Below are 22,575 nucleotides of genomic sequence, written 5' to 3' on the forward strand. Positions count from 1 at the left end.
TTAGAAACCGATCCCGAAGAACTCTTCCAGTTTTTCACCAACGTAGTCGAACTGCTCCTGACCCAGCGACGGTTGCACGCCCAGCCAGAAGGTCTGGTTCATGGTGCGGTCGGTGTTGGTCAGTTCGCCCACAACGCGGTGCTCAACGCCATGGAAGTACGGCTGACGGGTCAAGTTGCCTGCGAACAGCAGACGAGTGCCGATCTTGTTCTGATCGAGGAACTTCAACAGGTCCACACGCTTGACGCCGGCAGTCTCTTTCAGCGTTACCGGGAAGCCGAACCAGGAAGGATCGCTGTTAGGCGTAGGCTCGGCGATTTCCAGGAAGTCGCTCAGGCTGGACAAACGCTCTTTCAACAGCTGGAAGTTGCGCTTGCGGGTCGCGATGAACTCCGGGGCGCGGTCGAGCTGGGCCAGGCCGCAGGCAGCTTGCATGTCGGTGATCTTCAGGTTGTAGCCCAAGTGGGCGTACACGTACTTGTGATCGTAACCTTGAGGCAGGCTGCCGAATTGCTGCCCGAAACGGTTGCCGCACGTGTCGTCGCAGCCTGGCGCGCAGTAGCAATCGCGGCCCCAGTCACGGAACGATTCAGCGATCATTCGCAGTTGGGCGTCGTTGGTGAATACCGCGCCGCCTTCACCCATGGTGATGTGGTGAGCCGGGTAGAAGCTGAGCGTGCCGATGTCGCCAAAGGTACCGACCATCTTGCCGTCGTAAGTCGCACCCAGCGCGTCACAGCAATCTTCGACCAGCCACAGGTTGTACTTTTCGCACAGCGCCTTCACCTTGCCCAGATTGAACGGGTTGCCCAAGGTGTGAGCGAGCATGATGGCCTTGGTCTTCGGCGTGATGGCCGCTTCGATCAAGTCTGCATTGATGTTATGGGTGTTCATTTCCACGTCGACGAAGACAGGGATCGCGCCGAACTGAACGATCGGGTTGACGGTGGTCGGGAAACCCGCCGCAACGCCAATGACTTCGTCGCCCTTCTTGATTGCACGATCACCCAGTTTCGGTGAAGTGAGGGTGCTGAACGCAACCAGGTTGGCCGAAGAACCTGAGTTCACGGTCAAGAGGTGGTTCACGCCCAGGAACGCAGCGAGTTTCTTCTCGAATTCAGCGTTGAAGCGACCAGTGGTCAGCCAGCCGTCCAGCGAAGCCTCAACCATCAGCTGCAGTTCACGCGCGCCGATTACCTTGCCCGACGGAGGGATGACGGTTTCGCCCCCGACAAAAGGTTTGGCCGCCAAGGCAGTCTGGGCGTAGCGCTCAACGAGCTGGCTGATTTCCTGACGGAGCATATCGGGGGTCATAGTATTTCCTGCTCAAGCTAATTATCGGTTAGGCGCCAGTGGCATGGCTGCCATGTAGCTATTGATTTCTTCTACGCAACGGACATGCATGTCGGCACTCTCCATCCAGGCTCTGTGCCAGTTGACGATGCGAGTCAGCGTTGTCTCCAGGCCCCAGGTTGGTTCCCACTTCAGGTGAGCGCGGGCCTTGGATATGTCCAGCTTCAAATAGCGTGCTTCATGCGGCTGCGGGTCACTGTCAAGCTGCCAGCTAGCGCCAGCTCCCCACGCCTGCACCATGTGATCGAGTATCCATTCGACAGGTTGGGCGTCCTCGTCGCGAGGGCCGAAGTTCCAGCCCTGAGCGAATGACTGGCCATGCTCCCATAGGTGCTGGGCCAGAACAAGGTAACCGCTGAGCGGTTCAAGTACGTGCTGCCAAGGGCGGGTGGCCTTGGGATTGCGGATTACCACGGGCTTGCCCTGTTCGACAGCGCGCAAAATGTCAGGAATCAACCGGTCGTCAGCCCAATCGCCACCGCCGATGACATTGCCGGCGCGCGCCGAGGCCAGTGCAGCGGAGTGTTCAGTGTTAAAGAACGAGTTGCGGTAAGCGCTGGTTACCAGTTCCACACAGCCTTTACTGTTGCTGTACGGATCGTGGCCACCCATGGGCTCGTTCTCGCGATAGCCCCATTCCCATTCCTGATTCTCGTAACATTTGTCGGTGGTGACATTGACGATGGCACGCAGGCCGGGGCACTTGCGCGCGGCCTCCAACACATGAACGGTGCCCATCACGTTGGTGGCGTAGGTTTCGACCGGTTCCCGATACGACAGCCTGACCAGCGGTTGCGCCGCCATATGGATCAGGATGTCCGGATCGAAGGCAACCATGCTCTCAGTCACAGTCTGCAGGTCGCGGATGTCGCCGATCTGCGACTCCATGCCCCGCTCAACCTGCGCTTGGTCGAACAGTGAAGGCGTAGTGGGTGGCGCCAAGGCAAAGCCTTTCACGTGCGCGCCCATGCCCTGCAACCAAAGGGCAAGCCAGCTTCCCTTGAAGCCGGTGTGGCCCGTGAGGAAGACCTTTTTGCCTTTCCAGAAGTCAGCGGAGACAGAAGCTTTCATAGTTGTTCTCAGTCCCAGAATTTCCAAGGCGCGTCGCCGCTCTGCCACAACTTCTCAAGCAGATTTTTATCGTGCAGGGTATCCATCGGCTGCCAGAAGCCCGGATGTTCGAAGGCCATCAGTTGGCCCTGTTCGGCGAGGCTCATCAACGGCCCCTGTTCCCAAACCGTGCTGTCGCCTTCCAGGTAATCCAGCACTTGCGGAGAAAGCACGAAGAAGCCGCCATTGATCATGGCGCCGTCACCTTTAGGCTTTTCCTTGAAGTTCAGGACCCGACCTTCGGCGATGTCCAGTGCGCCAAAGCGCCCTGGCGGGAAGGTAGCGGTGAGAGTGGCCGCTTTGCCGTGGCTCTTGTGGAAGGCGACAGCAGCGCTGATGTCCATGCTTCCAACGCCATCGCCGTAGGTGAAGCAAAAAGCCTCATCGTTGCGCACATAGTCCGCAACCCGACGCAGACGACCACCGGTCATGGACGTCTCGCCTGTATCGACCAACGTCACATTCCAGTCTTCAGCGCGCTGGTCGTGAACTTTCATGGTGTTTTCGCGCATGTTGAACGTGATGTCCGACGTGTGCAGGAAGTAGTTGGCGAAGTATTCCTTGATCATGTAGCCCTTGTAGCCACAGCAAATGATGAAATCATTGATGCCGTGGGAGGAGTACATTTTCATGATGTGCCACAGAATCGGCTTGCCACCGATTTCAACCATTGGCTTGGGCCGTGTACCGGTCTCTTCGCTTAAACGCGTGCCGAGCCCACCTGCCAGAATGACCGCTTTCATAACCGCTCCTTGTTAGTTCGAACTCACGAATGCATCGGAGTAAAAGTGTTTGACAGGCAATCCGGCACTATTCAGAGCTTCACGCGCGGAATGGATCATGCTCTCTGAGCCGCAGGCGTACACCACTGCATGATCAAGTTCGATTCCGTCATCAAGCAGAGCGGTCTGGACGTAGCCAGTACGGCCCTGCCATTGCGCATCCGGCCGTGAGAGTACAGGAATAAATACCGCGTTCAGACCCTCAAGATGAGGTGCCCAGTAAATATCGGTAAGGCTGCGCCCGCCCCAATAGATGAAGATCTTCTTGCCCGCCGCCAGCTCCGGATTAGCCTGTAACTGCTCAAGCATCGCCTTGACAGGCGCAATGCCGGTACCGGTAGCGAGAAAAATCAGCGTGCTAGCACTCTTGTCACGCAGACAGAATGTGCCCAGCGGGCCTTCCAGGCGCAGAAGGTCATTGGGTTTGGCGTCACCGAACCAGTAACGGGACATCGAGCCGTGCTCGACTTGCCGGATCTGCAGTTCCAGCTTGCCGTCGATGCGCGGGGCATTGGCGATGGAATAACTGCGACGCAAGCCGCCCGCCCCGATCACGTCCAGATACTGACCAGGCAGGTAATGAAGCTTGCTGGCAGGCGGGACGCGCAGGATGACTTCAACCACGTTGTCCGCAAGATGAGTAATGGTGTCGATCCGGCAAGGCAGGGTTTTGACTTCGATGTCGCCCAGCGCACCGATATCCTCGGCGTCTATCTCCACATCGGTAATCGCACGGCGGCAGCAGGTCAGAATCATTCCTGCGGCCATCTCCTCCGCGGTCAGTGACGCCTCTCCTTTGAGGGCCTCAGTGTCACCGCTGAGCACCGTGGTTTTGCACACGCCGCAACGACCCGTGCGACAGCTGTACTCAAGGGTGATGCCGGCAGCTTTTGCGCTGTCCAGCAACGAAGCGCCAGGCTCGGAAATGAATGTCTGCCCACTGTGGAGCTTTACTGAAACCATGGGGTTACCGGATTCGAAATACTGAAAGGCTGCAGAAGTTAACGTCTGGCAACGCCTGTGAAAAAGACTTCGGGCGACGAACATAACAAAAGTGGCGTGCGGAAGATGCTCCAGGACCACGCCGAACAGGGCGAGGCGTGGAGTACCACGCGCGGTTTGAGCGCATCTGAAGTTGCTTCGGGGGACGGAGTTTACACTCTGGTGCCCGGTTTAGTGCAGGATTTTGCGAGGCGGCTCCTGTCGGGGGATGGCCCTCGGAAGGAATTTCACGCCGCACATGCAGGCACCGCGCCCAAAGATCGCCGAGAGGACTTAGGAAGTTGGAGCGCAAGCCTGATGGCGCCGCTTCAGGGCTCTTACGTAGTTGGCACAACCCTTGTAAGAGGATGCAAGAACTGCACGTAGAACTTTGGGGAGCACTTTTATCTGGCGCCTATCGAGCCTATTGCCGGTTCCGTGTATATTTCCCGGCAAACAATTCGCGCGCGCCAGCGGTTGCTGCAACGCTGCCGGCTTTTCGCCACCAATACATAACTACCAACGGAGCTTGATCCCCGCATGAAAGCAATTGTTACCGGCATCACTGGTCAAGACGGCGCCTATCTGGCTGAACTGCTGCTTGGCAAGGGCTACACCGTCTACGGCACCTATCGTCGTACCAGTTCTGTCAATTTCTGGCGGATCGAAGAACTGGGCATCCAGAACAATCCAAACCTGCACCTGGTCGAGTACGACCTGACCGACCTGTCGGCCAGCATCCGCCTCCTGCAGACCACCGAAGCCACCGAGGTGTACAACCTCGCCGCGCAGAGCTTCGTGGGCGTTTCCTTCGAACAGCCCATCACCACCGCCGAAATCACCGGCCTGGGCGCTGTGAATCTGCTGGAAGCCATCCGTATCGTTAACCCGAAAGTCCGCTTCTACCAAGCGTCGACTTCCGAGATGTTCGGTAAGGTTCAGGCCATTCCTCAGATGGAAGACACCCCGTTCTACCCGCGCAGCCCTTACGGCGTCGCCAAGCTGTACGCTCACTGGATGACCATCAACTATCGCGAGTCGTACGGCATTTTTGCGACCAGCGGTATTCTGTTCAACCACGAGTCGCCACTGCGCGGCCGTGAGTTCGTCACACGCAAAATCACTGACACCGTTGCCAAGATCAAGCTGGGTCTGCAGGACTCGCTGGTACTGGGCAACATGGACGCCAAGCGCGACTGGGGCTTTGCCAAAGAGTACGTCGAAGGCATGTGGCGCATGCTGCAGGCTGATGAGCCGGACACCTTCGTTCTGGCCACCAACCGCACTGAAACCGTCCGTGACTTCGTCGCGATGGCATTCAAGGCTGTCGACATCACCATCAACTGGAGTGGCGAAGCCGAAGAAGAAATCGGCACTTGCGCCGCTAGTGGCAAGGTTCTGGTTTCGGTCAATCCGAAGTTCTATCGCCCGACCGAAGTTGAGCTGTTGATCGGCAACCCGGCCAAAGCCAAGGAAGTTCTGGGCTGGGAGCCTAAGACCAACCTGGAAGAGCTGTGCCGCATGATGGTGGAAGCGGACCTGCGTCGTAACGAAAAAGGGTTCTCGTTCTGATGAGTATCGCCGGCAAGCGAGCGCTGATAACGGGTATTCATGGATTTACGGGGCGCTACATGGCCGCCGAGCTCACAGCCCAGGGCTGCGAGGTGGTTGGCCTGGGCAGCAATCCGTCCGATGAAGCCAATTATTATCAGGCCGACCTCACCGATCTGGTGGGTCTGAGCAAGCTGCTGGCGGACCTTCAGCCGGACATCGTCGTTCATCTCGCGGCACTGGCGTTTGTCGGGCACGGCGCGGCGGATGCGTTTTATCAGGTCAATCTGATTGGTACGCGCAATCTGCTCGAAGCCATCGCCCACTGCGGCAAAGCGCCTGAAAGCGTTTTGATCGCCAGCAGTGCCAACGTGTATGGCAATGCGTCGGAAGGGCTGCTTGATGAAAGCACCAGGCCGGCGCCGGCCAACGATTACGCCGTGAGCAAGCTGGCCATGGAATACATGGCCAGTCTGTGGTTCGGGCGGTTGCCGATCATCATCGCGCGCCCGTTCAACTACACCGGCGTCGGCCAGGCGGAAAACTTCCTCCTGCCGAAGATCGTCAAACACTTTCGCGAGAAGGCCGAGAAGATCGAGCTGGGCAACCTGGATGTCTGGCGCGATTTCAGCGACGTCCGTTCGCTGGTGGCCGCTTACCGCGGGCTGCTTGAAGCCAAGCCGTTCGGTCAGTACGTCAACGTTAGTTCAGGCAAGACTCACTCGCTGCGTGAAGTGCTCGACATGTGTCGCGCCATCACCGGCCACGACCTCACCGTCGAAGTGAATCCTGCTTTCGTGCGGGCCAACGAGGTCAAGACCTTGTGCGGCGACAACAGCAAGCTGAAGTCGCTGGTCCCGGGCTGGCAGACACCCGAGCTGAGCGAAACGCTTGGCTGGATGCTGGCCGACGCGTAACGCCGCAGTACCCAACCCGAAGCGCTGTGAGGCGCTTCGGGTTTTCCTTTACCCTCCGCTCCACACATCCCCGCTCTGCCCGCAACGCACCTATCGCGAGAACAGCGGACGTTATCGTTTCGTCAGAGAATCCTGATGACCAAAGTTTTGCACTTCTTCAAGACCTACTTCCCGGAAAGCAAGGGCGGTGGGGTCGAGCAAGTCATCTTCCAGCTGGCACAGGGTTGTCAGGCCCATGGGATCGAGTCCCAGGTGCTGTCGCTGAGCACACAGGGCGCGGCGCGTAACGAGACGGTCGGCAATCACATCGCCCACCGTTCAAAGCAGGATCTGTACGTCGCGTCGACGGGCTTTTCGGTGTCGGGCATTCGGGACTTCAAAGAGCTCGCGCGCGACGCTGACATCGTGCACTACCACTTCCCGTGGCCGTACATGGACATCGCGCACTTCGCCGCGCAGATCAAAAAGCCGACGGTGGTGAGTTACCACTCGGACATCATCAAGCAGAAGACGCTGCTCAAGCTGTATGCGCCGTTGATGAACCGCTTTCTGGGGAGCGTTGATCGGATTGTCGTTTCCTCGCCCAACTATGCCGCCAGCAGCGACGCGCTGACCCGGTTCAAGGATAAGGTCGAGATCATTCCCTTTGGGCTGGATCGGGCCACGTACCCTGCCCCGTCTCAGGCGAAACTCGAGCACTGGAAGCAGCAACTGGGCGAGCGCTTCTTTCTGTTCGTCGGTGCGCTGCGTTACTACAAGGGGTTGGATTTTCTGCTTGAAGCGGCGCACAGGAATCGCCTGCCGGTGGTGATCATGGGCGGTGGGCACCAGGAGCTGGAGCTAAAGGCGAAGGCCAAGGCGCTCGGGCTTAGCAATGTCGTGTTTGTGGGCAGCCTGCCGGATGAGGACAAGAACGCGCTGCTGATGCTGTGTGAAGCGTTTGTATTCCCGTCGCACCAGCGTTCGGAATCCTTCGGGATCTCGCTGCTGGAAGCGGCGATGTATGGCAAGCCGATGATCTCGTGCGAAATGGGCACGGGCACCACCTTTATCAACATCGCGGACGAGACCGGGCTGGTGGTTCCGCCACGGGATTCGGATGCGTTGGCGGCCGCGATGAATACGCTGTGGAATGACAGAGAGCGGGCGACGCAGATGGGGTTGAAGGCGGCGCAGCGGTTTGAGTCGATGTTTACCGCGGAAGAGATGGTGCAGGGGTATGCGGATCTTTATCAGGATGTGCTGCGCCGGCGATAGGTATTAGCAGGATTGGCTTTAGCCGGGAAGACGCCGGTCGTCACGCCGCACAATTAATGGCGCTCACACTGGCCTCTTCCCGGCTGAAGCCGGTCCTACTGACACAGCGCGCTCCCATTGATCGCGTACACCCGTAGGACTGGCTTTAGCCGGGAAGGCGTCAGGTGTCACGCCGCAAATCTCATGGAGCTCATGCCGGCCTCTTCCCGGCTGAAGCCGGTCCTACTGACAGCACGCGTTCACCCTGTGGGACTGGCTTTAGCCGGGAAGGCGTCAGGTGTCACGCCGCAAATCTCATGGAGCTCATACCGGCCTCTTCCCGGCTAAAGCCGGTCCTACTAACACAGCGCGGTCCCGCATTGATCGCGTACACCCGTAGGACTGGCTTTAGCCGGGAAGGCGTCAGGTGTCACGCCGCAAACCTCATGGAGCTCATGCCGGCCTCTTCCCGGCTAAAGCCGGTCCCACTGACACAGCGCGGTCCCACATTGATCGCGTACACCCGTAGGACTGGCTTTAGCCGGGAAGACGCCGGTCGTCACGCCGCACAATTAATGGCGCTCACACTGCCCTCTTCCCGGCTGAAGCCGGTCCCACTGACACAGCGCGGTGCCACATTGATCGCGCTGAAGTCCGGGCACTGGTGAGAGGGCCCGGACTCTGCCGCTCTTCTTACGGCTTACGCTTGCGCGGTCCGGTGTTGAACACCGGCACTTTGCGCACTGGCTTGATGGACGGCACTTCTGCCGCCGCTTCGCCGCTGTCGACCCACTTGCCCAGATTGCGTTTGCCGCCTCCGCCACTGGTTTTGGGTTTCTTTGGCTTTTTCGGCTTTTTCAGAACCTGCCCGGTCGCGTCGGTGGCCGGCACGCGGTGTTCTGGAATGAAGTCGGGTTCTTCGCGGCGCTGGAGGGTCTGGCGGGTCAGCATTTCGATGGCGCTGAGCAGGTCGACTTCGTCGGCGCACACCAGGGAAATCGCTTCACCGGTCTGGCCCGCGCGGCCGGTGCGACCAATGCGGTGGATGTAGTCTTCGGCAACGATCGGCAGGTCAAGGTTGACCACGGTCGGCAGGTCATCGATGTCCAGACCACGGGCCGCAACGTCGGTGGCAACCAGGATCTGCACGTCGCCGCTCTTGAAGCGATCCAGCGCGCGCTGGCGAGTGGCCTGGGGTTTGTCGCCGTGAATGCCGTCGGCGTTGAGGCTCAGGCCTTGCAGGCGCTCCACCAGTTGGTCGACGCCGACGCGGGTTTTCGCGAAGACCAGCACCTGACCCCAGCGATGCTTCTTGAGCAGATGAATGAACAGCTCGCTCTTGCGCTTCTTGTCGACGGTGACGATCCACTGCTTGACCGATGATGCCGCGACGTTACGCGGGCTGACTTCGATGGTCAGCGGGTTGTCGAGCATCTGCCCGGCCAGCGCGCGGATCGCATCGGAGAAGGTCGCGGAAAACAGCAGCGTCTGGCGACGCTTCGGCAGCGCGGCGTAGATGTCACGCAGTTCTTCGGAGAAGCCAAGATCGAGCATGCGATCGGCTTCGTCGAGGATCAAGGTCTGGAGCTGCGAGAATTTCACGGCGTTCTGACGATACAGGTCGAGCAGGCGGCCAGGGGTAGCAACCAGCACGTCAACGCCTCGACGCAGTTTCATCATCTGCGGGTTGATGCTGACGCCGCCGTAGGCCGCGTAGGTGGTCAGCGGCAGGTGCTCGGCATATTGCGCGATGGCTTCGTGAACCTGCTCGGCCAGTTCGCGGGTTGGCACCAGCACCAGCGCGCGCACGGAGTTGGCAGCGACCTTCGGGCCTTCCATGGTCAGGCGTTGCAGCAATGGCAACGCGAAACCTGCGGTCTTGCCAGTGCCGGTCTGGGCGGCGGCCATGAGGTCGCGGCCTTCGAGCACGGGCGGAATCGCCTGGGCCTGAACGGGGGTGGGAGTCTGGTAGCCCAGTGTTTCGAGGGCACGCAGCAGGGGTTCGATCAGGCCGAGGGAGGCGAATGTCATTTCAGTACCGTTGGAAAAAGGTCAGCGCACAAGAGTCTGTAGAAGACAATGGCGCGCAGTTTACCCTTTCTGCAACGGTTTCTGCTTGCGCCACTGCGGCAGGCCGATGAGCACGACGGCGCTGATGATCACCGCCATCGCTGCACCTTCCGCCCAGCCGATGTGTTCGCCGGCGAACAACACGCCGAGCAACACCGCCACCGCCGGGTTGACGTAGCAATAGCTGGTCGCGGCGGCGGGTCGCACGTTCTTCAGCAGGTACATGTAGGAACTGAACGCAACGATGGAGCCGAACACCACCAGATAGGCCATCACCAGCCAGCCGGACAGGCCGGGGGATTGAGTGATGCGCTCGCCGCTCACGAAGCTGCCAAGCAACAGCACGGCGCCGGCCACCAGCATTTCGCAGGCGCTGGCCATCGGTCCCGCGGGCAATGGCAGGTAGCGGCTCCACACCGAACCGAACGCCCAGGTCGCGGCGGCGAAGATCACCAGCGCGGCGCCCATGGGGCTGGCCTGCAGGTTCGAGCCTAAGTTGAGCAAGGAGATGCCGACAAGGCCGAGCAGGATGCCCGCCCATTCCAGCCCGGTGTTGCGATGGCCCCAGAACAGGCCGAACAGCAAGGTGAACAATGGCACCACGGCTACTGCCAACGCTGCGACACCAGAAGCAACGCCTGCGTGTTCCGCCAGGGTCACGCCGCCATTGCCGCAGGCGAGTAGCAGAAAGCCGATCATCCCGGCGGATTTCCACTGTTTCCAGGTGGGCATCGGCGCGCCACGAAAGCGCATGAAGGCGAACAGGATGGAACCGGCGATGGTAAAGCGCACCCCGGCCATCATGAGCGGAGGCCAGGTTTCGATACCGATGCGGATGGCGAGATAAGTTGAGCCCCAGATCACATAAAGCGCGAAAAAGGCCCCGATGAGCAGCAGGGGAAAACGGCGGGCGGCAGGCATGAAAGGCTCTAGTACAGTCGTTTATTGTGGGACTGATTCTAGAAATGTCCGGGCCGCTGGCGTCAGTTACAAATGTGGTTTATTCGACCCATACACTTTTGCTGGCGGGGTGTTCGCAGCCGCTCACGAGGGGGCGGCAAGATGATCGGGAATTGAAAGTACGCAGTAAGCGATAGGCGCCATGACAGCCCGGCGGGCAGCCTGCCGACAACGCCTGCCCGGCCATCGCCCTCCTCCAGCCTCTCCCAGCGGTATTTCGTCGGCCCTGGAAAAAACCGCCTTTAGTCGCCAGAAAGCATGCCGACAACCTCATCAGGAATGGGCACTAGCGTCTTCGACCGTGCCCTGCCGTACCTTCTCGAAGAGCCACACCCTCGTCAAGACCAAGGCGGGTCAACGCGCGTGAAGGTCATGTAGCCCGTTTTCAAAGCTGGCTCAGCGGATTGAACTCATCACCGATCCCTACCCGATTATTGCGTCATTGACCTGGCCAGGCCTGCCTTGCCCCGGAGTTTCTACATGTGTTCGATGTGCGATGCGCTCACCCAACTCTGGACGGACGGAGCGAACAGCCAGGGTGTGAGCCAACAGACAGCCACCAGCCAGGCGACGCTTGGGCACCTGACGCTTGATCAGCAAGCCAACTACCTGACTGATGGCTATTGGCACGACGCCTATGGCGGTTCCCAACACCACTTTGACGTGCACGCCGGTGGGTCGCTCACCGTCAACCTGGCCAGCTTGAGCGCAAATGCTCAGGTTGTTGCTCGATATGCGCTGCAAAGCTGGACCAATGTCAGCGGCCTGAAATTTGTGGAAACCACCGCTGCCGCTGCGATCAATTTCAGCGAAAACAAAAGCGGTGCGTATAGCAGCTCCAACTATGCAGGCAGCATCATCTCGAACAGCAGCGTCAACATCGCTTCCGATTGGGTGAAATACGGTTTGTATTATCAGCAAACCTACATTCATGAAATCGGCCATGCGCTGGGGTTGGGCCATGCGGGCAATTACAACGGGAGCGCGACCTTCCCCAACAATGTTTTCTATCAAGAGGACAGCTGGAAATACTCGGTAATGTCCTACTTCAGTCAGGACGAGAATACCTATTCCAATGCCTCTTTCGGCTATGTCGCTACGCCTATGCTGGCGGACATCGTAGCCATCCAGTCACTGTACGGCACCGCCGTTACCCGCACAGGTGACAATACATACGGCTTTAACAACAACGCCGGAACCGACTTCATGCCAGGTCTGGTGGGCACAATTTATGATGCGGGCGGCAATGACACTATCAATGTCGGCACCTATGCCGGCGCTCAAACAGTCGATTTGAGAAGTGAAGCTTTTTCCAGCCTGTACGGCGGTGTATCGAACATCGCCATCGCGCGCGGTACGGTTATCGAGAACGCCATAACGGGTGCAGGCGCGGATACGCTGATCGGCAACGCCAGTGACAACTTCCTCAATGGCAACGCGGGCAATGACCAGTTGTTTGGCGGCGATGGCAACGATCGGCTGATGGGAGGGGCGGGTTCGGACATGCTCAATGGTGGCAACGGCTTAGACACCGCCTTGTATACCGAGGCAGGTGCTCGCTACTTTGCACACTACGATGCCGCGCTTGTGAGTGGTGCCAGCCTCAGCGTTCATGACGCGCAAACGTCCGATGTGGACTCGCTTTCAAGCGTCGAAAAGCTGGCTTTCATGGACCGCAATGCCAGTGTCGACGAACTGCTGATGGCTTTTCACAGCCGGTATGGCGCCTTTAATGCCGAGAGTGACGCCACTGTTTCATTGAGTTTTGGCATGGACCTACATCACACAGCGCTCACCGAGGATCAGGCTTACGTTGCCAGGCTCTACTCATTGTTCGGTCGGACGCCCGATTATCAGGGCTTGAATTATTGGCTGACGCATCAGGCGATGGGCAGTTCGGATGCAGAGATTCGCGATGGCTTTCTGAATTCCGCTGAAGGGATACAGCGCTTCAGCATGCTTGGTAGTCGGGACTTTGTGCTTGAGCTCTATCAGAATGTACTGCATCGCACAGGCGATGATTCAGGTGTGTCGTACTGGAACACGCTGCTGCAGCAGGGTTTGAGTCGAACAGCGGTTGCTGATGGCTTCCTGAATTCGCGCGAGAGCCATGACTTCTCGGAGGGCGAGGCAGGCTACATCAGGATCGTGGCTCATAACGCCTGGAACAATCTGGATATGGTGGTGGGCAAGGGCGTGGCCACCGGCACGGCTGGCGACGATCAGATCAGCGAGCAGGAAGTCAGGCTTGACGGCAATGCAGTTTCGCATCTGGCCGGCAACGCCGGTATCGACACCTTTATTTTCAACGACGCTGCATCCGCCTACACGATCAGCGCGCTCGATACCGATACGCTATCCGTTAGTCGTTCCACGGGAGCTGCGGCGACGTTCGACCTGAGTGGCTTCAATGTGCTGGATTTCGCAGATCGCGAACTGTTCGTTCTCGACTCGGCGCAGGCAAGTATTGGTCGTCTGTATGCCATCCTGGATCGTGCTCCCGATATCGAAGGCCTGAAGTTCTGGCTGTCTCACGGCGCCGCAGGCGAAACCGGTGCCCAGATTGCGGATGGTTTTGTGCAATCTGCCGAGTTTTCCCAACGCCTGCCCGATGGCAGCAACGCAGCCTTTGTCGAAAATCTGTATCACAACGTCCTGGATCGAGGCAGCGACGCTGGCGGCCTTGCCTATTGGGTCCAATCGCTGGACGGCGGCACGAGCCGTGGGCAGGTCGCATTCAATATCGCCAACTCCCCGGAGTCTGCTGCACTGACTCAAGGCGATGCCGGCTTCATTCACCTGATAGGGCATGCTGATTGGGTTTGAGCCACCTGCGCCGCAGTCTGGCTAGAGCCCCCGATGCTTGCTGATGGCATCCGCAATCTTCTTCGCCGGGACTTTTTGCAGCGTGCAGAGTAACTGGTGGGAAACGCCGGCCAGACCGTGGGTGTCGCGCAGTTGATGCCCAAGGTGGAGCGTGAGGTTGGCGGCCATTTCCGCGTCGGCCATGGCCCGGTGAGCCTCGCCGGTGTGGGGCAAGCCGGCCCAGCTGGTGAGGGTGCCGAGTTTGTGGTTCGGTGCGTGTGGCAGGAGACGTCGCGCCAGCAGCATCGAGCAGGCGAAGCTTTGTACGCGATTGCGCTTGATGCGTGACAGCTCGAAGTCCCAGAACTTTTGGTCAAACGAGGCGTTGTGCGCCACCAGTGGCGTCAGGCCGACGAACTCGGCGACCTCGTTCATGACCCGGTCAGCCGGCGGCGCCGTGCGCAGCATGCTGTTGCTGATGCCGGTCAGGGACTCGATAAAAGACGGGATGCGCACGCCAGCGTTCATCAGGCTTTGATAGCGCTCGACGATCACGCCCTGCTCCACGATCACCACGGCGATTTCCGTGGCGCGGCAGTAGCTGCTGGGGGAAATGCCGGTGGTTTCGAAGTCGATGACGGCGATACGTTCTTGCATGGCGTGGCCTTCAAATAGCGGGGTGGTGCGTGGACGTGAGATGTATCGGGCGGCCTGATCAGCGCGCTGCTGGCATCAATTCTTGAGCAGCAACCCGCCCTCGATGGGCACATAACGACTGGCCGCGCGGATCAGCGAGTTGGCGGTCAACCCCGGCACACCGTAGGCAATCGCTTCGACGCCGTGCTTGCTGATGATGCGCTCCAGCAACAGGTCGAAATCCCCATCGCCGGACGCCAGCACAACCTCATCGACATTCGGCGCGACGTCCATGATGTCGATGGTGATGCCCACGTCCCAGTCGCCTTTGGCCGAGCCGTCACTGCGCTGGATGTAGGGCTTGAGTTTGACGGTAAAGCCGAGGTTGCGCAGGATCTGCTGAAATTGCTGCTGCTTGCTGTCGCCACGGTCGATGGCATACGCATACGCCTCGACGATCTGACCGCGCTGGCTGATGTCAGCCCACAGGGCGGCGTAATTGAAGTGACAACCGTGAGCCTGACGCACTGTGTAATACAGATTCTGTACGTCGGCGAAGACCGCGATTCTTCTCACCCAAATTCCTCGATGCGCTGACAAGCGACAGGTATCCGAAAACCGGACCGGCGCTCAGTATGCCAGTTTGGGGAAGGGATAGAAGGATTGGGTGGAGGGCGCGGTTGTGCTGCGCAGACCTGATCCCTATAGAAACAATCCTGTGGGAGCGAGCTTGCTCGCGAAATGGCTTGGCCATCCGCCGAATCTTCAGCGACTGAAATGCCGCCTTCGTGAGCAAGCTCACTCCCACAGGGAGGGCGTTAGCTGCGGCTATCAGACGAACGAATCGTCGTCGTCAAACATGCCGCCACCGGAGTCGCTGCCGTAATCGGTATCGGCGAAGCCATTGGAATCACTGCCCCAGGCGTCGTTGCCGGTAGTGTCATTACCCGTCACGCGCTGCTGGTCGTCACCCCAGCCACCGCTGCCGCCCTGATCATGTTCAGCGGCAGGCTGGGCCGGCTGCTCCTGGATGATCTCGACGACTTCCTGCGGTTGGCTGTTGTGGTGGAACAGGCTGCTGATGCCTTCCGCCAGCATCACGCCACCGGCCACGCCCGCGGCGGTTTTCAGTGCGCCACCCAGAAAGCCACTACCGACGGGCGCCGCCGGTGCCTGTTGCGGTTGGGCATAGTTTTGCGGTGGCTGAGCATAGTTCTGCTGCGGCGCGTTGTAAGGCGGCGCGCTTGCAGGGCCACTTTCGCGCCAGCCGCCCGACGAAGGCTGCGGATTCGATGGACGCGAGAACGACGAAGCCGGTTGCTGAGCCTGAGGCTCGCGCGAACCGCCACCAAAGATGCTCGACAGAAACCCGCCGCCACTGCCGGACGGCGCAGGCGCCGCGGATTTTGACCGTTCCAGCTCAGCCCGCAGTTGTTGAATCTGCTCGTCGCGCTGACGGTTCTGGGCCTCCAGCTGCTTGATCGCGACTTCCTGCACCAGAATCGACTGCGCCATGTAATAAGGCGCAGCGGGCTGGCGAGTCAGGTGCTCCTTGATCAGCGCTTCGGCCTGCGCATCACGGGGGGCCGATTCGGTTTCTGCTTGCTTGAGCTTGCCAAACAAGCCGTCGATCAGGGTTTGTTCTTCGCTGTTCATGGCGACCTCGTTAGATTGCCGTAGGAATTCTGTTCTGAGCCATTGCTCAGGCATAGCCAGTAATGGGGCTGTTCAAGGGCGTTTCAATAGCATGTAAAAAAAGTTAAGAAGGCTCGCAGGTCGCGGCCGGTTGGCCGGTTCTGCGGCGCTACGTTACAGTGTTGGCCTGCTTATCCTTGTGATCCGTTCATGAATCCGCTGACCCTTCTGCAAGACTCGTTTTACTTCTTCCGACGCAACTTCGGCAGCATTCTTACGCTGTGCCTGCCGCTGGTGGTACTGGAGGCCCTGACCAAACAGCTCGTCGGCTTCGGGGCGAGCACCGGGGCCGCGCCACTGTTGGTCGGACTGCTTTTCTACCCGCTCTATACCGGCGCGCTGATCCTGTTTATGGACGCCAAAACCCGTGGCGAAGAACCGGTCAAATCCAACCTGTGGGCGGTTGCCTTGCGCCTGTGGCCCACCTTCGCGGTGCTGACGGCGCTGAGCACGCTGCTGATCATGGCCGGCATGTCGCTGTTCATCCTGCCGGGCGTGTGGGTGATGGTCAAACTGGTGCTGTCGGAATACCTGCTGGTGTTGCGCGGGATGGGGCCGCTGGAGGCGATGCGCGAAAGCTTCAGGATGACCCAGGGCCATGTGGTGCGGATTTTCGTCTGCGTGCTGTGCGTTTACATCCCGCTGTCGCTGCTTGAGGCGCTCAGTTATTACGTGCTGCCGGACCAACAGAGCCCAGGGCTGTCGATTGCAGTGGACAGTATTTCCAGCTTCCTGCAGTTGTTTATCAGCGTGGTGATGTTCCGGTTGTTCATGCTCATCGACCCACCTGCCCGGTCGGCCTGACAAGATGGCACGCCCGACGCGGTATCTGCTTTACCTCGCGGTGTGTGCCGGGTTGTTCGTGATACTGCTGTATGACGTGACCTGGCACCCCACCCGGCACGAGAAGGTGGCGGTATCCTGCAACGCGAAGGACGGAAAGCCACCGGTATTGGCGCCGGGTCAGACGCTCAAGGTGATGACCTGGAACATTCAATACCTGGCCGGCAAGCGTTATGTCCTCTGGTACGACCTGCCTGACGGAAGCGGCCCGGATGAGCGGCCAACGCCAGAAGACCTGGCCTACAACCTCGATGAAGTCGCGCGGGTTATCCGCGATGAGCAGCCGGACATCGTCTTGCTGCAGGAAGTCGACGACGGCGCGAAGAACACCGACTACGGCAATCAACTCGCCCTGCTCCAGGCGCGGGTCGCCGATCTGTACCCGTGCAGCAGCGAGGCGTTTTACTGGAGGTCCGACTTCGTGCCGGATCAACACATCTTCGGCAGTGTCGGCCGCAAGCTGGCAACGCTGAGCCGCTACCAGATGGACAGCGCCGAACGCCTGCAACTGCCCTCGCCGTCCGGCCATTTCATCAGCCGACTGTTTCAACCCCAGCCTGCGCTACTGGTCAGCTACCTGCCGCTCAAAGATGGCGGGCGCCTGGCAGTGACGAATACGCATTTAAGCGATGCCGAATCGGGCGGCGACGTGCAACAGCGGCAAGTAGCGTCGGTTCGTCAGTTGCAACAAGCCTTCGAGCAGAACGGGACGCTGTGGATAAGCGGTGGCGATTTCAATCTACTGCCGCAGGGGCAATATCAGCGGCTACCTGCCGGACAGCGCGCGCCGTATTCGGCGGAGAGCGAGCTGCGCAGCTTGTGGGAAAGCTTCCCGATGATCCCAAGCAATGAAGACGTAGCCGGTGAGGATCGTCGCACGTGGTACACCCGCTTCCCCAACGACCCGAGCATCAGCGGCCCGGACCGGACGCAGGACTTTCTGTTCTACAGCCCGAAGCTGAAGCGGGTGGAGGCGCGGGTGAGGCAGGCGGATACCCTGTTGATCTCTGATCACATGCCGGTGATTGCGCGATTCAGGGTACCAGCGAAGGTCGAGTAGAAAAGCGCCTCTAAAGCCTGCTTCGCGGATCCATGGCAGAGGGGCTTGATGTGAACCGACCGGTGCCGGATTACTCGGCACCGGTCGCTGCCATCAGAACGTGACGCTGGCCGTCAGCCGCGCGGTTCGGAGCGCCCCTTCCTCGACCTGGAGCGTGCTGCTGCCCGTGGTGGCCGGGTAGTATTCCTTGTTGAACAGGTTGTCGATGTTCAACTGCAGGCTGGTCTTGTAGTCATGGGTGGGCAAATCCCAGCGCACAAAGGCATCGGCCGTTGTGTAGCTGTCCAGCCAGAAGCTGTTGGCGTCGTCCCCCGGCCGCTCTCCGACGTATCGGGCACCTGCACCAACATGCCACTTACCGGTTTCGGCAGGCAGTGCGAGTTGATGGCTGAGGTACAGGCTCGCGGTGTGCATCGGCGCATTGGGCAAGCGGTTGCCTTCCTGCTCGGGTGACTCTTCGTTTTTCAGCACTTCCGTGTGGTCATAAGCGTAGGTGCCAATGATGCTCCAGTTACGCGCTATCTCTCCGGTCACATCCAGCTCAACCCCTCGTGAGCGGGCCTTCCCCACCGCTTCGTCGATGCTGTCACCGTTGCTCTGCAGCACGCTGTTCACAAGGTTCTTCTTGACGATGTCATACACGGCCAGGTTCATGTTGAGTGCCTGGACCGGGCTGTATTTGATGCCGACTTCGTAGCTGCGCCCTTCGGTAGGCTTGAAGCTGTTGCCCGCGTCGTCAGCATCGTTAGGCACGAAGGAACGGCTGTAGTTGGCGTAGAGCGCAACGTTGTCGGTCGGCTGGTAAACAATCCCGCCAAAAGGGAGAAACTTGTCGCCGTTGGAGTCGGCGCCCGGTGCGTACGAACTGCCCAGCCCCTGATCGCTGTATTGATCCCAGTGTTCCTGACGACCCCCGAATACCAGAATCCAGCGATCATTGAGGTGCCAGTTGTCCTTGAAGTATGCCGACGTGGTGACCAGGTTATTTTCGGCGTTGCTCTGGACCGCGCTGACCGTCGAAGGCTCAGCCAGATTGCCGTAGGTGGGGTCTTGGATGTTGAGGTTGCCGGCGGTGCTGCTGGCATTGCGATAGGTTTTACCGCGGTATTTATCCAGCGACTCGTTGTCCACCCCGACAACGATCTCATGCCTCTGGCCGAACAACTGCTGATCGCCTATGAAGTCCAGAGCGGTATAGCGGCTCTCATAATCATAGTGCCCGCCATTTGCAATCCGGCGCAGGGTGTCGCCTTTCAAGGTGCTCGGCTGTGCAATCGCCAGGCTGTAACGATCCTCGGTCCATCCGTAGGTCAACCGGCTTCGCCAGGCGTCATTGAGCTGGTACTCGAACTTCGCGGTGGTGCTTTGGCTGATGCCGACGGTCTTGGCCCAGCGCTCATCCAGACGGTCGCGGTAACTGATGTCGGCCGGGTGGCCATTGGCGAACACGGTGCCGCGGTCAAAGGGGCTCGCGTAATCGTTGTAGGTGTAGGCCAGCGAGAAACTGGCGCGGTCGCCCACCCAGGCGATCGATGGCGCAATCAGCGTGTGCTCATCAACACCATAATTACGCCAATAGTCCTCGTGGGAGCGCTCGGCAACCAGCCGATAAGCCAGGTTGGTATCGCCCAGCGGCCCAGTGGTGTCCAGACCAAACGTCCCGCCGCCTTCACTGTAACCAGACCCGGTCAGAGTCGTGCTTTGGGTGAATTGCGGCTGCTTGCTGATCACATTGATCAGCCCGCCCGGCTCCAGCGCGCCGTACATGAGCGATGCCGGGCCCTTCAGCACTTCTACGTGATCGGTGGTGGCGCCGAGATTGCGGCCGATCGCCGAGCGCACCCCGTCCCGCAAAATGGAGTTGTCGTCGTTGCTGCCAAATCCGCGCTTGATGACAGCATCCTTCGTGCCCCCCAACGTATTCGTCTGGGACACCCCACTGACAAAGCGCATGGCGTCGTTGAGATCTTTGACCTGATAGTCATCCAGGGTTTGCGCAGTGACCGTGTTGACGGTCTGTGCTTCATCCCGATTCTGGGTGGAGGTCTTGCTGGCGGTGCTCCCTTCAGAAACCGTATAGCTCCCCGAGCCGTCAGCTGCATCGCGTGTGGACTGGATGACACTGGGCGCCAACTCGGTAACCGTCTGAGCGGCCATTGCAAGACCAGGTAGGGCAGAACACAGCAGGACCGATGCATGAGTCCGGTTAAAGAGCTTGACCACGAGCTGACTCCGTAATGAAAAGAACGCTAATGCGATTCGTTACTATTACACGGGTTGAACTCGTATTTACCTCACATGGCTGATGAAGTTTTTTTTCAGCCGCTCGGGGTCATGCCTTTGTGCAGCCGATCACTTCCTCGGCTTCACCCGCGCGGTCGGTTCTGCAATCAACGGATCGTCCGGCCAATAGTGCTTCGGATACCGGCCTTTCAAATCCTTCTTCACCTCGGCATAGGTGCTGCGCCAGAAGTTGGCGAGGTCTTGGGTGACTTGCACTGGGCGGCGTGCGGGGGACAGCAGGTGCAGCTTGACGATCTGCCGGCCGTTGGCGATGCGCGGGGTGTCGGCCAGGCCGAAGAGTTCCTGCAGGCGCACTGCCAGAATGGGCGGGGACTCGCTGTAATCCAGGCGCACCGATGAACCCGACGGCACGGTCAGGTGATGCGGCGCCAGTTCGTCGAGCCGCAGGGGCAAGGGCCATGGCAGCAGGTTGTGGAGGATCGATGACAGGTCCAGGTTGCCAAAGTGGCTCAGTCGCGTGACCTTGCCCAGGTACGGCAGCAGCCAGTGCTCCAGCGTCGCCAGCAAGCCATCGTTGCTCACGTCCGGCCACTCGCTTTCGCTCAGCTTTTGCAGGTCCATCTGACGCAACAGGCCGACTCGCGCCTGCCACTGGCGCAGCTCCGGTGTCCATGGCAGCAGCTCCAGCCCTTTGCGCCGCACCAGCGCCAGCAACGCCTGCCCCCGTGCTGAATCGTCCAGCCCGGTGAGCGGCTCGCGGCTGATGATCAGTTCACCGGCCTTGCGCTGACGTTCGGCGCGGAATACGCCCTCGCGCTCGTCCCAATCCAGTTGATCGAACTGCGTCACCTGTTCGGCGAGCACTGTGTCGAACAGGTCGGAATCGAACTCGGCGGCCAGATAAATACGTTCTTCGCGCTGGCCCTGGCGGCTGCCCAGGTCGGCCACCACCAGCCACGGCTGTTTCATCAGTGCGTCTGGCTCGGCGAACAAGGCGGCACGGCCGTTGGCGAGTCGATACTCCGCGCCGCCAGCACGGCGTTGTTGTGCGACGCGATCGGGATAGGCCAGCGCCAGCAGCGCACCGAGCCAGCGCGGGTGATCAGGATCGATGACCGGTTTCCGGGCCGCACCCCTCAAATACCCCCGATATTGCCGAGACAATTGCCGCGCCCGCTGCACGCCGCCTTGCGCACCTTTCGCTGCGCGTTCTGCTCCCGCCAGCAACGTCAGTCGGCTGTGCAGATCGGCACCGGCGCCGCGCAGAATGTCGCGCTCGCCCAGCAATGCAGCGACATCGCACGCCAGCGGGCCCAGGCCCAATTCATGACCGCGCAGCAGCAAATGGGCGATGCGTGGATGCGCGGGCACCTCCGCCATCGACTGGCCGTGAGGCGTGAGTTTCCAATCTTCGCCCGGCTTGCGCGTCAGAGCGCCCAGCCGAGCCAGCAGGTCTTGCGCCTGGGCGTACGCGGCGGCAGGCGGCAGGTCCAGCCACGTCAGCTGCGCCGGTTCGACGCCCCACCGCGCCAGTTGCAACGCCAGGCCGGCGAGGTCGGCCTGAAGGATTTCCGCCGCGCCGTAGGCCGCCAATTGATCGTGCTGAGCCTCGGACCACAGCCGATAACAGACGCCCGGCTCAAGCCGCCCTGCCCGACCCGCCCGCTGAGTGGCGCTGGCCCGGGAAATCCGCTGGGTGTCGAGGCGCGTCATGCCGCTGCCGGGATCGAAACGCGGCACCCGCGCCAGCCCCGCGTCGATTACCACCCGCACGCCATCAATGGTCAGGCTGGTCTCGGCGATGTTGGTGGCCAGCACGACTTTGCGTTTGCCCTTGGGCGCGGGTTCGATTGCCGCGCGCTGAGCGCTCAGGTCGAGCTCGCCATGCAGCGGACACAGCAGCACGTCGCTGCGATCGCCGACCGCTTCAATCAGCTGCTGATTGACCCGACGGATCTCGGCCTGCCCCGGCAGGAAAACCAGCACGCTGCCGGACTCGCTGCCCAGCGCATTGAGCACGGTCTGCACCACCCGCGGCTCGATGAACTCCCCCGGCTGAAACGGCCGCCCCCACTGCATCGACACCGGGAACATGCGCCCTTCGCTGCTGATCACCGGCGCATCGTTGAGCAAGCTCGACAGCCGCGCGCCTTCGAGCGTCGCCGACATCAGCAAAATCTTCAGCGGCTGCTCGTCACGAAACAGCGCGCGACCGTTCAGGCTTAGCGCCAGCGCGAGATCGGCGTCGAGGCTTCTTTCATGAATATTGCCACTTGCACTGTCTTGTCAAAACCACGAAACTATAGATAACACAAGGACTTCAGGCAATCAA

16 protein-coding genes and 1 pseudogene are annotated in these 22,575 nt (G+C 60.1%); 6 read left to right on the forward strand and 11 right to left on the reverse strand.

The window, feature by feature from the left end:
• From rfbH to QWI18_RS21600, 4 genes are read right to left on the reverse strand one after another with little or no spacing between them, the layout of a single operon-like run.
• Window positions 1-1,314, reverse strand: a complete 1,314-nt coding sequence (gene rfbH, locus QWI18_RS21585) for a lipopolysaccharide biosynthesis protein RfbH (protein WP_369319807.1) — start codon at window positions 1,312-1,314, stop codon at window positions 1-3.
• A gap of 21 nt (window positions 1,315-1,335) precedes the next feature.
• Window positions 1,336-2,424 (reverse strand): CDP-glucose 4,6-dehydratase, encoded by a 1,089-nt coding sequence (rfbG, locus tag QWI18_RS21590; RefSeq protein WP_369319808.1) that lies wholly within the window; start codon window positions 2,422-2,424, stop codon window positions 1,336-1,338.
• 8 nt (window positions 2,425-2,432) lie between these two features.
• Window positions 2,433-3,206 (reverse strand): glucose-1-phosphate cytidylyltransferase, encoded by a 774-nt coding sequence (gene rfbF / locus QWI18_RS21595; protein ID WP_369319809.1) that lies wholly within the window; start codon window positions 3,204-3,206, stop codon window positions 2,433-2,435.
• A gap of 12 nt (window positions 3,207-3,218) precedes the next feature.
• A complete protein-coding gene (locus tag QWI18_RS21600) occupies window positions 3,219-4,292 on the reverse strand; it encodes an FAD-binding oxidoreductase (RefSeq protein WP_369319810.1) in 1,074 nt (357 codons plus the stop codon).
• Between the two features lie 474 nt (window positions 4,293-4,766).
• Between QWI18_RS21600 and gmd the strand changes: the two genes are divergently transcribed.
• From gmd to QWI18_RS21615, 3 genes are all read left to right on the forward strand, one after another.
• A complete protein-coding gene (gmd, locus tag QWI18_RS21605) occupies window positions 4,767-5,798 on the forward strand; it encodes a GDP-mannose 4,6-dehydratase (protein WP_369319811.1) in 1,032 nt (343 codons plus the stop codon).
• Window positions 5,798-6,694, forward strand: a complete 897-nt coding sequence (locus QWI18_RS21610) for a GDP-mannose 4,6-dehydratase (RefSeq protein ID WP_065988337.1) — start codon at window positions 5,798-5,800, stop codon at window positions 6,692-6,694. The genes gmd and QWI18_RS21610 overlap by 1 nt, the downstream gene beginning before the upstream one ends.
• Window positions 6,695-6,829: 135 nt before the next feature.
• Entirely contained in the window at window positions 6,830-7,951 is a 1,122-nt protein-coding gene (locus tag QWI18_RS21615) for a glycosyltransferase family 4 protein (protein ID WP_369319812.1), read from the forward strand.
• A 672-nt stretch (window positions 7,952-8,623) separates the two neighbouring features.
• On the opposite strand, the gene QWI18_RS21620 is transcribed toward QWI18_RS21615, so the two are convergent.
• Together QWI18_RS21620 and yedA are read right to left on the reverse strand one after the other, a co-directional pair.
• On the reverse strand, window positions 8,624-9,961 hold the full coding sequence (locus QWI18_RS21620; protein WP_296315014.1) for a DEAD/DEAH box helicase: 1,338 nt from the start codon (window positions 9,959-9,961) through the stop codon (window positions 8,624-8,626).
• Between the two features lie 60 nt (window positions 9,962-10,021).
• Window positions 10,022-10,921 carry a drug/metabolite exporter YedA gene (gene yedA, locus QWI18_RS21625; RefSeq protein ID WP_369319813.1) on the reverse strand — a complete coding sequence of 300 codons (900 nt, stop codon included), beginning with the start codon at window positions 10,919-10,921 and terminating at the stop codon, window positions 10,022-10,024.
• 519 nt (window positions 10,922-11,440) lie between these two features.
• On the opposite strand from yedA, the gene QWI18_RS21630 reads away from it, so the two are divergent.
• Window positions 11,441-13,786: a DUF4214 domain-containing protein gene (locus QWI18_RS21630; RefSeq protein WP_369319814.1), complete on the forward strand. Its 2,346-nt coding sequence runs from the start codon at window positions 11,441-11,443 to the stop codon at window positions 13,784-13,786.
• Window positions 13,787-13,807: 21 nt separating this feature from the next.
• Here QWI18_RS21630 and QWI18_RS21635 read toward each other — a convergent pair whose 3' ends face one another.
• From QWI18_RS21635 to QWI18_RS21645, 3 genes are all read right to left on the reverse strand, one after another.
• Window positions 13,808-14,422, reverse strand: a complete 615-nt coding sequence (locus tag QWI18_RS21635; protein ID WP_369319815.1) for a PolC-type DNA polymerase III — start codon at window positions 14,420-14,422, stop codon at window positions 13,808-13,810.
• Between the two features lie 75 nt (window positions 14,423-14,497).
• Window positions 14,498-14,977, reverse strand: coding sequence for an NYN domain-containing protein (locus QWI18_RS21640; protein WP_192133557.1), 480 nt, complete (start codon window positions 14,975-14,977; stop codon window positions 14,498-14,500).
• A gap of 255 nt (window positions 14,978-15,232) precedes the next feature.
• Window positions 15,233-16,057 carry a DUF2076 domain-containing protein gene (locus QWI18_RS21645; RefSeq protein WP_369319816.1) on the reverse strand — a complete coding sequence of 275 codons (825 nt, stop codon included), beginning with the start codon at window positions 16,055-16,057 and terminating at the stop codon, window positions 15,233-15,235.
• Window positions 16,058-16,246: 189 nt separating this feature from the next.
• Between QWI18_RS21645 and QWI18_RS21650 the strand changes: the two genes are divergently transcribed.
• Together QWI18_RS21650 and QWI18_RS21655 are read left to right on the forward strand one after the other, a co-directional pair.
• Entirely contained in the window at window positions 16,247-16,900 is a 654-nt protein-coding gene (locus QWI18_RS21650; protein ID WP_369319817.1) for a YciC family protein, read from the forward strand.
• 4 nt (window positions 16,901-16,904) lie between these two features.
• On the forward strand, window positions 16,905-17,999 hold the full coding sequence (locus QWI18_RS21655; protein WP_369319818.1) for an endonuclease/exonuclease/phosphatase family protein: 1,095 nt from the start codon (window positions 16,905-16,907) through the stop codon (window positions 17,997-17,999).
• A 93-nt stretch (window positions 18,000-18,092) separates the two neighbouring features.
• On the opposite strand, the gene QWI18_RS21660 is transcribed toward QWI18_RS21655, so the two are convergent.
• Window positions 18,093-20,156, reverse strand: coding sequence for a TonB-dependent siderophore receptor (locus QWI18_RS21660; protein ID WP_369319819.1), 2,064 nt, complete (start codon window positions 20,154-20,156; stop codon window positions 18,093-18,095).
• Between the two features lie 195 nt (window positions 20,157-20,351).
• A pseudogene (hrpB, locus tag QWI18_RS21665) lies at window positions 20,352-22,505 on the reverse strand (ATP-dependent helicase HrpB); the annotation flags it as partial.
• Window positions 22,506-22,575: the final 70 nt, after the last annotated feature.

This window comes from Pseudomonas sp. W2Oct36 (assembly GCF_041060465.1).
GTDB classification, from domain to species: domain Bacteria; phylum Pseudomonadota; class Gammaproteobacteria; order Pseudomonadales; family Pseudomonadaceae; genus Aquipseudomonas; species Aquipseudomonas graminis_B.

Bases quoted from the DNA above. Each gene is read 5' to 3' on its own strand.
- rfbH (WP_369319807.1), bottom strand. From the start codon at position 1,314: ATGACCCCCGATATGCTCCGTCAGGAAATCAGCCAGCTCGTTGAGCGC.
- rfbG (WP_369319808.1), bottom strand. From the start codon at position 2,424: ATGAAAGCTTCTGTCTCCGCTGACTTCTGGAAAGGCAAAAAGGTCTTC.
- rfbF (WP_369319809.1), bottom strand. From the start codon at position 3,206: ATGAAAGCGGTCATTCTGGCAGGTGGGCTCGGCACGCGTTTAAGCGAA.
- QWI18_RS21600 (WP_369319810.1), bottom strand. From the start codon at position 4,292: ATGTTCGTCGCCCGAAGTCTTTTTCACAGGCGTTGCCAGACGTTAACT.
- gmd (WP_369319811.1), top strand. From the start codon at position 4,767: ATGAAAGCAATTGTTACCGGCATCACTGGTCAAGACGGCGCCTATCTG.
- QWI18_RS21610 (WP_065988337.1), top strand. From the start codon at position 5,798: ATGAGTATCGCCGGCAAGCGAGCGCTGATAACGGGTATTCATGGATTT.
- QWI18_RS21615 (WP_369319812.1), top strand. From the start codon at position 6,830: ATGACCAAAGTTTTGCACTTCTTCAAGACCTACTTCCCGGAAAGCAAG.
- QWI18_RS21620 (WP_296315014.1), bottom strand. From the start codon at position 9,961: ATGACATTCGCCTCCCTCGGCCTGATCGAACCCCTGCTGCGTGCCCTC.
- yedA (WP_369319813.1), bottom strand. From the start codon at position 10,921: ATGCCTGCCGCCCGCCGTTTTCCCCTGCTGCTCATCGGGGCCTTTTTC.
- QWI18_RS21630 (WP_369319814.1), top strand. From the start codon at position 11,441: ATGTGTTCGATGTGCGATGCGCTCACCCAACTCTGGACGGACGGAGCG.
- QWI18_RS21635 (WP_369319815.1), bottom strand. From the start codon at position 14,422: ATGCAAGAACGTATCGCCGTCATCGACTTCGAAACCACCGGCATTTCC.
- QWI18_RS21645 (WP_369319816.1), bottom strand. From the start codon at position 16,057: ATGAACAGCGAAGAACAAACCCTGATCGACGGCTTGTTTGGCAAGCTC.
- QWI18_RS21650 (WP_369319817.1), top strand. From the start codon at position 16,247: ATGAATCCGCTGACCCTTCTGCAAGACTCGTTTTACTTCTTCCGACGC.
- QWI18_RS21655 (WP_369319818.1), top strand. From the start codon at position 16,905: ATGGCACGCCCGACGCGGTATCTGCTTTACCTCGCGGTGTGTGCCGGG.
- QWI18_RS21660 (WP_369319819.1), bottom strand. From the start codon at position 20,156: ATGGCCGCTCAGACGGTTACCGAGTTGGCGCCCAGTGTCATCCAGTCC.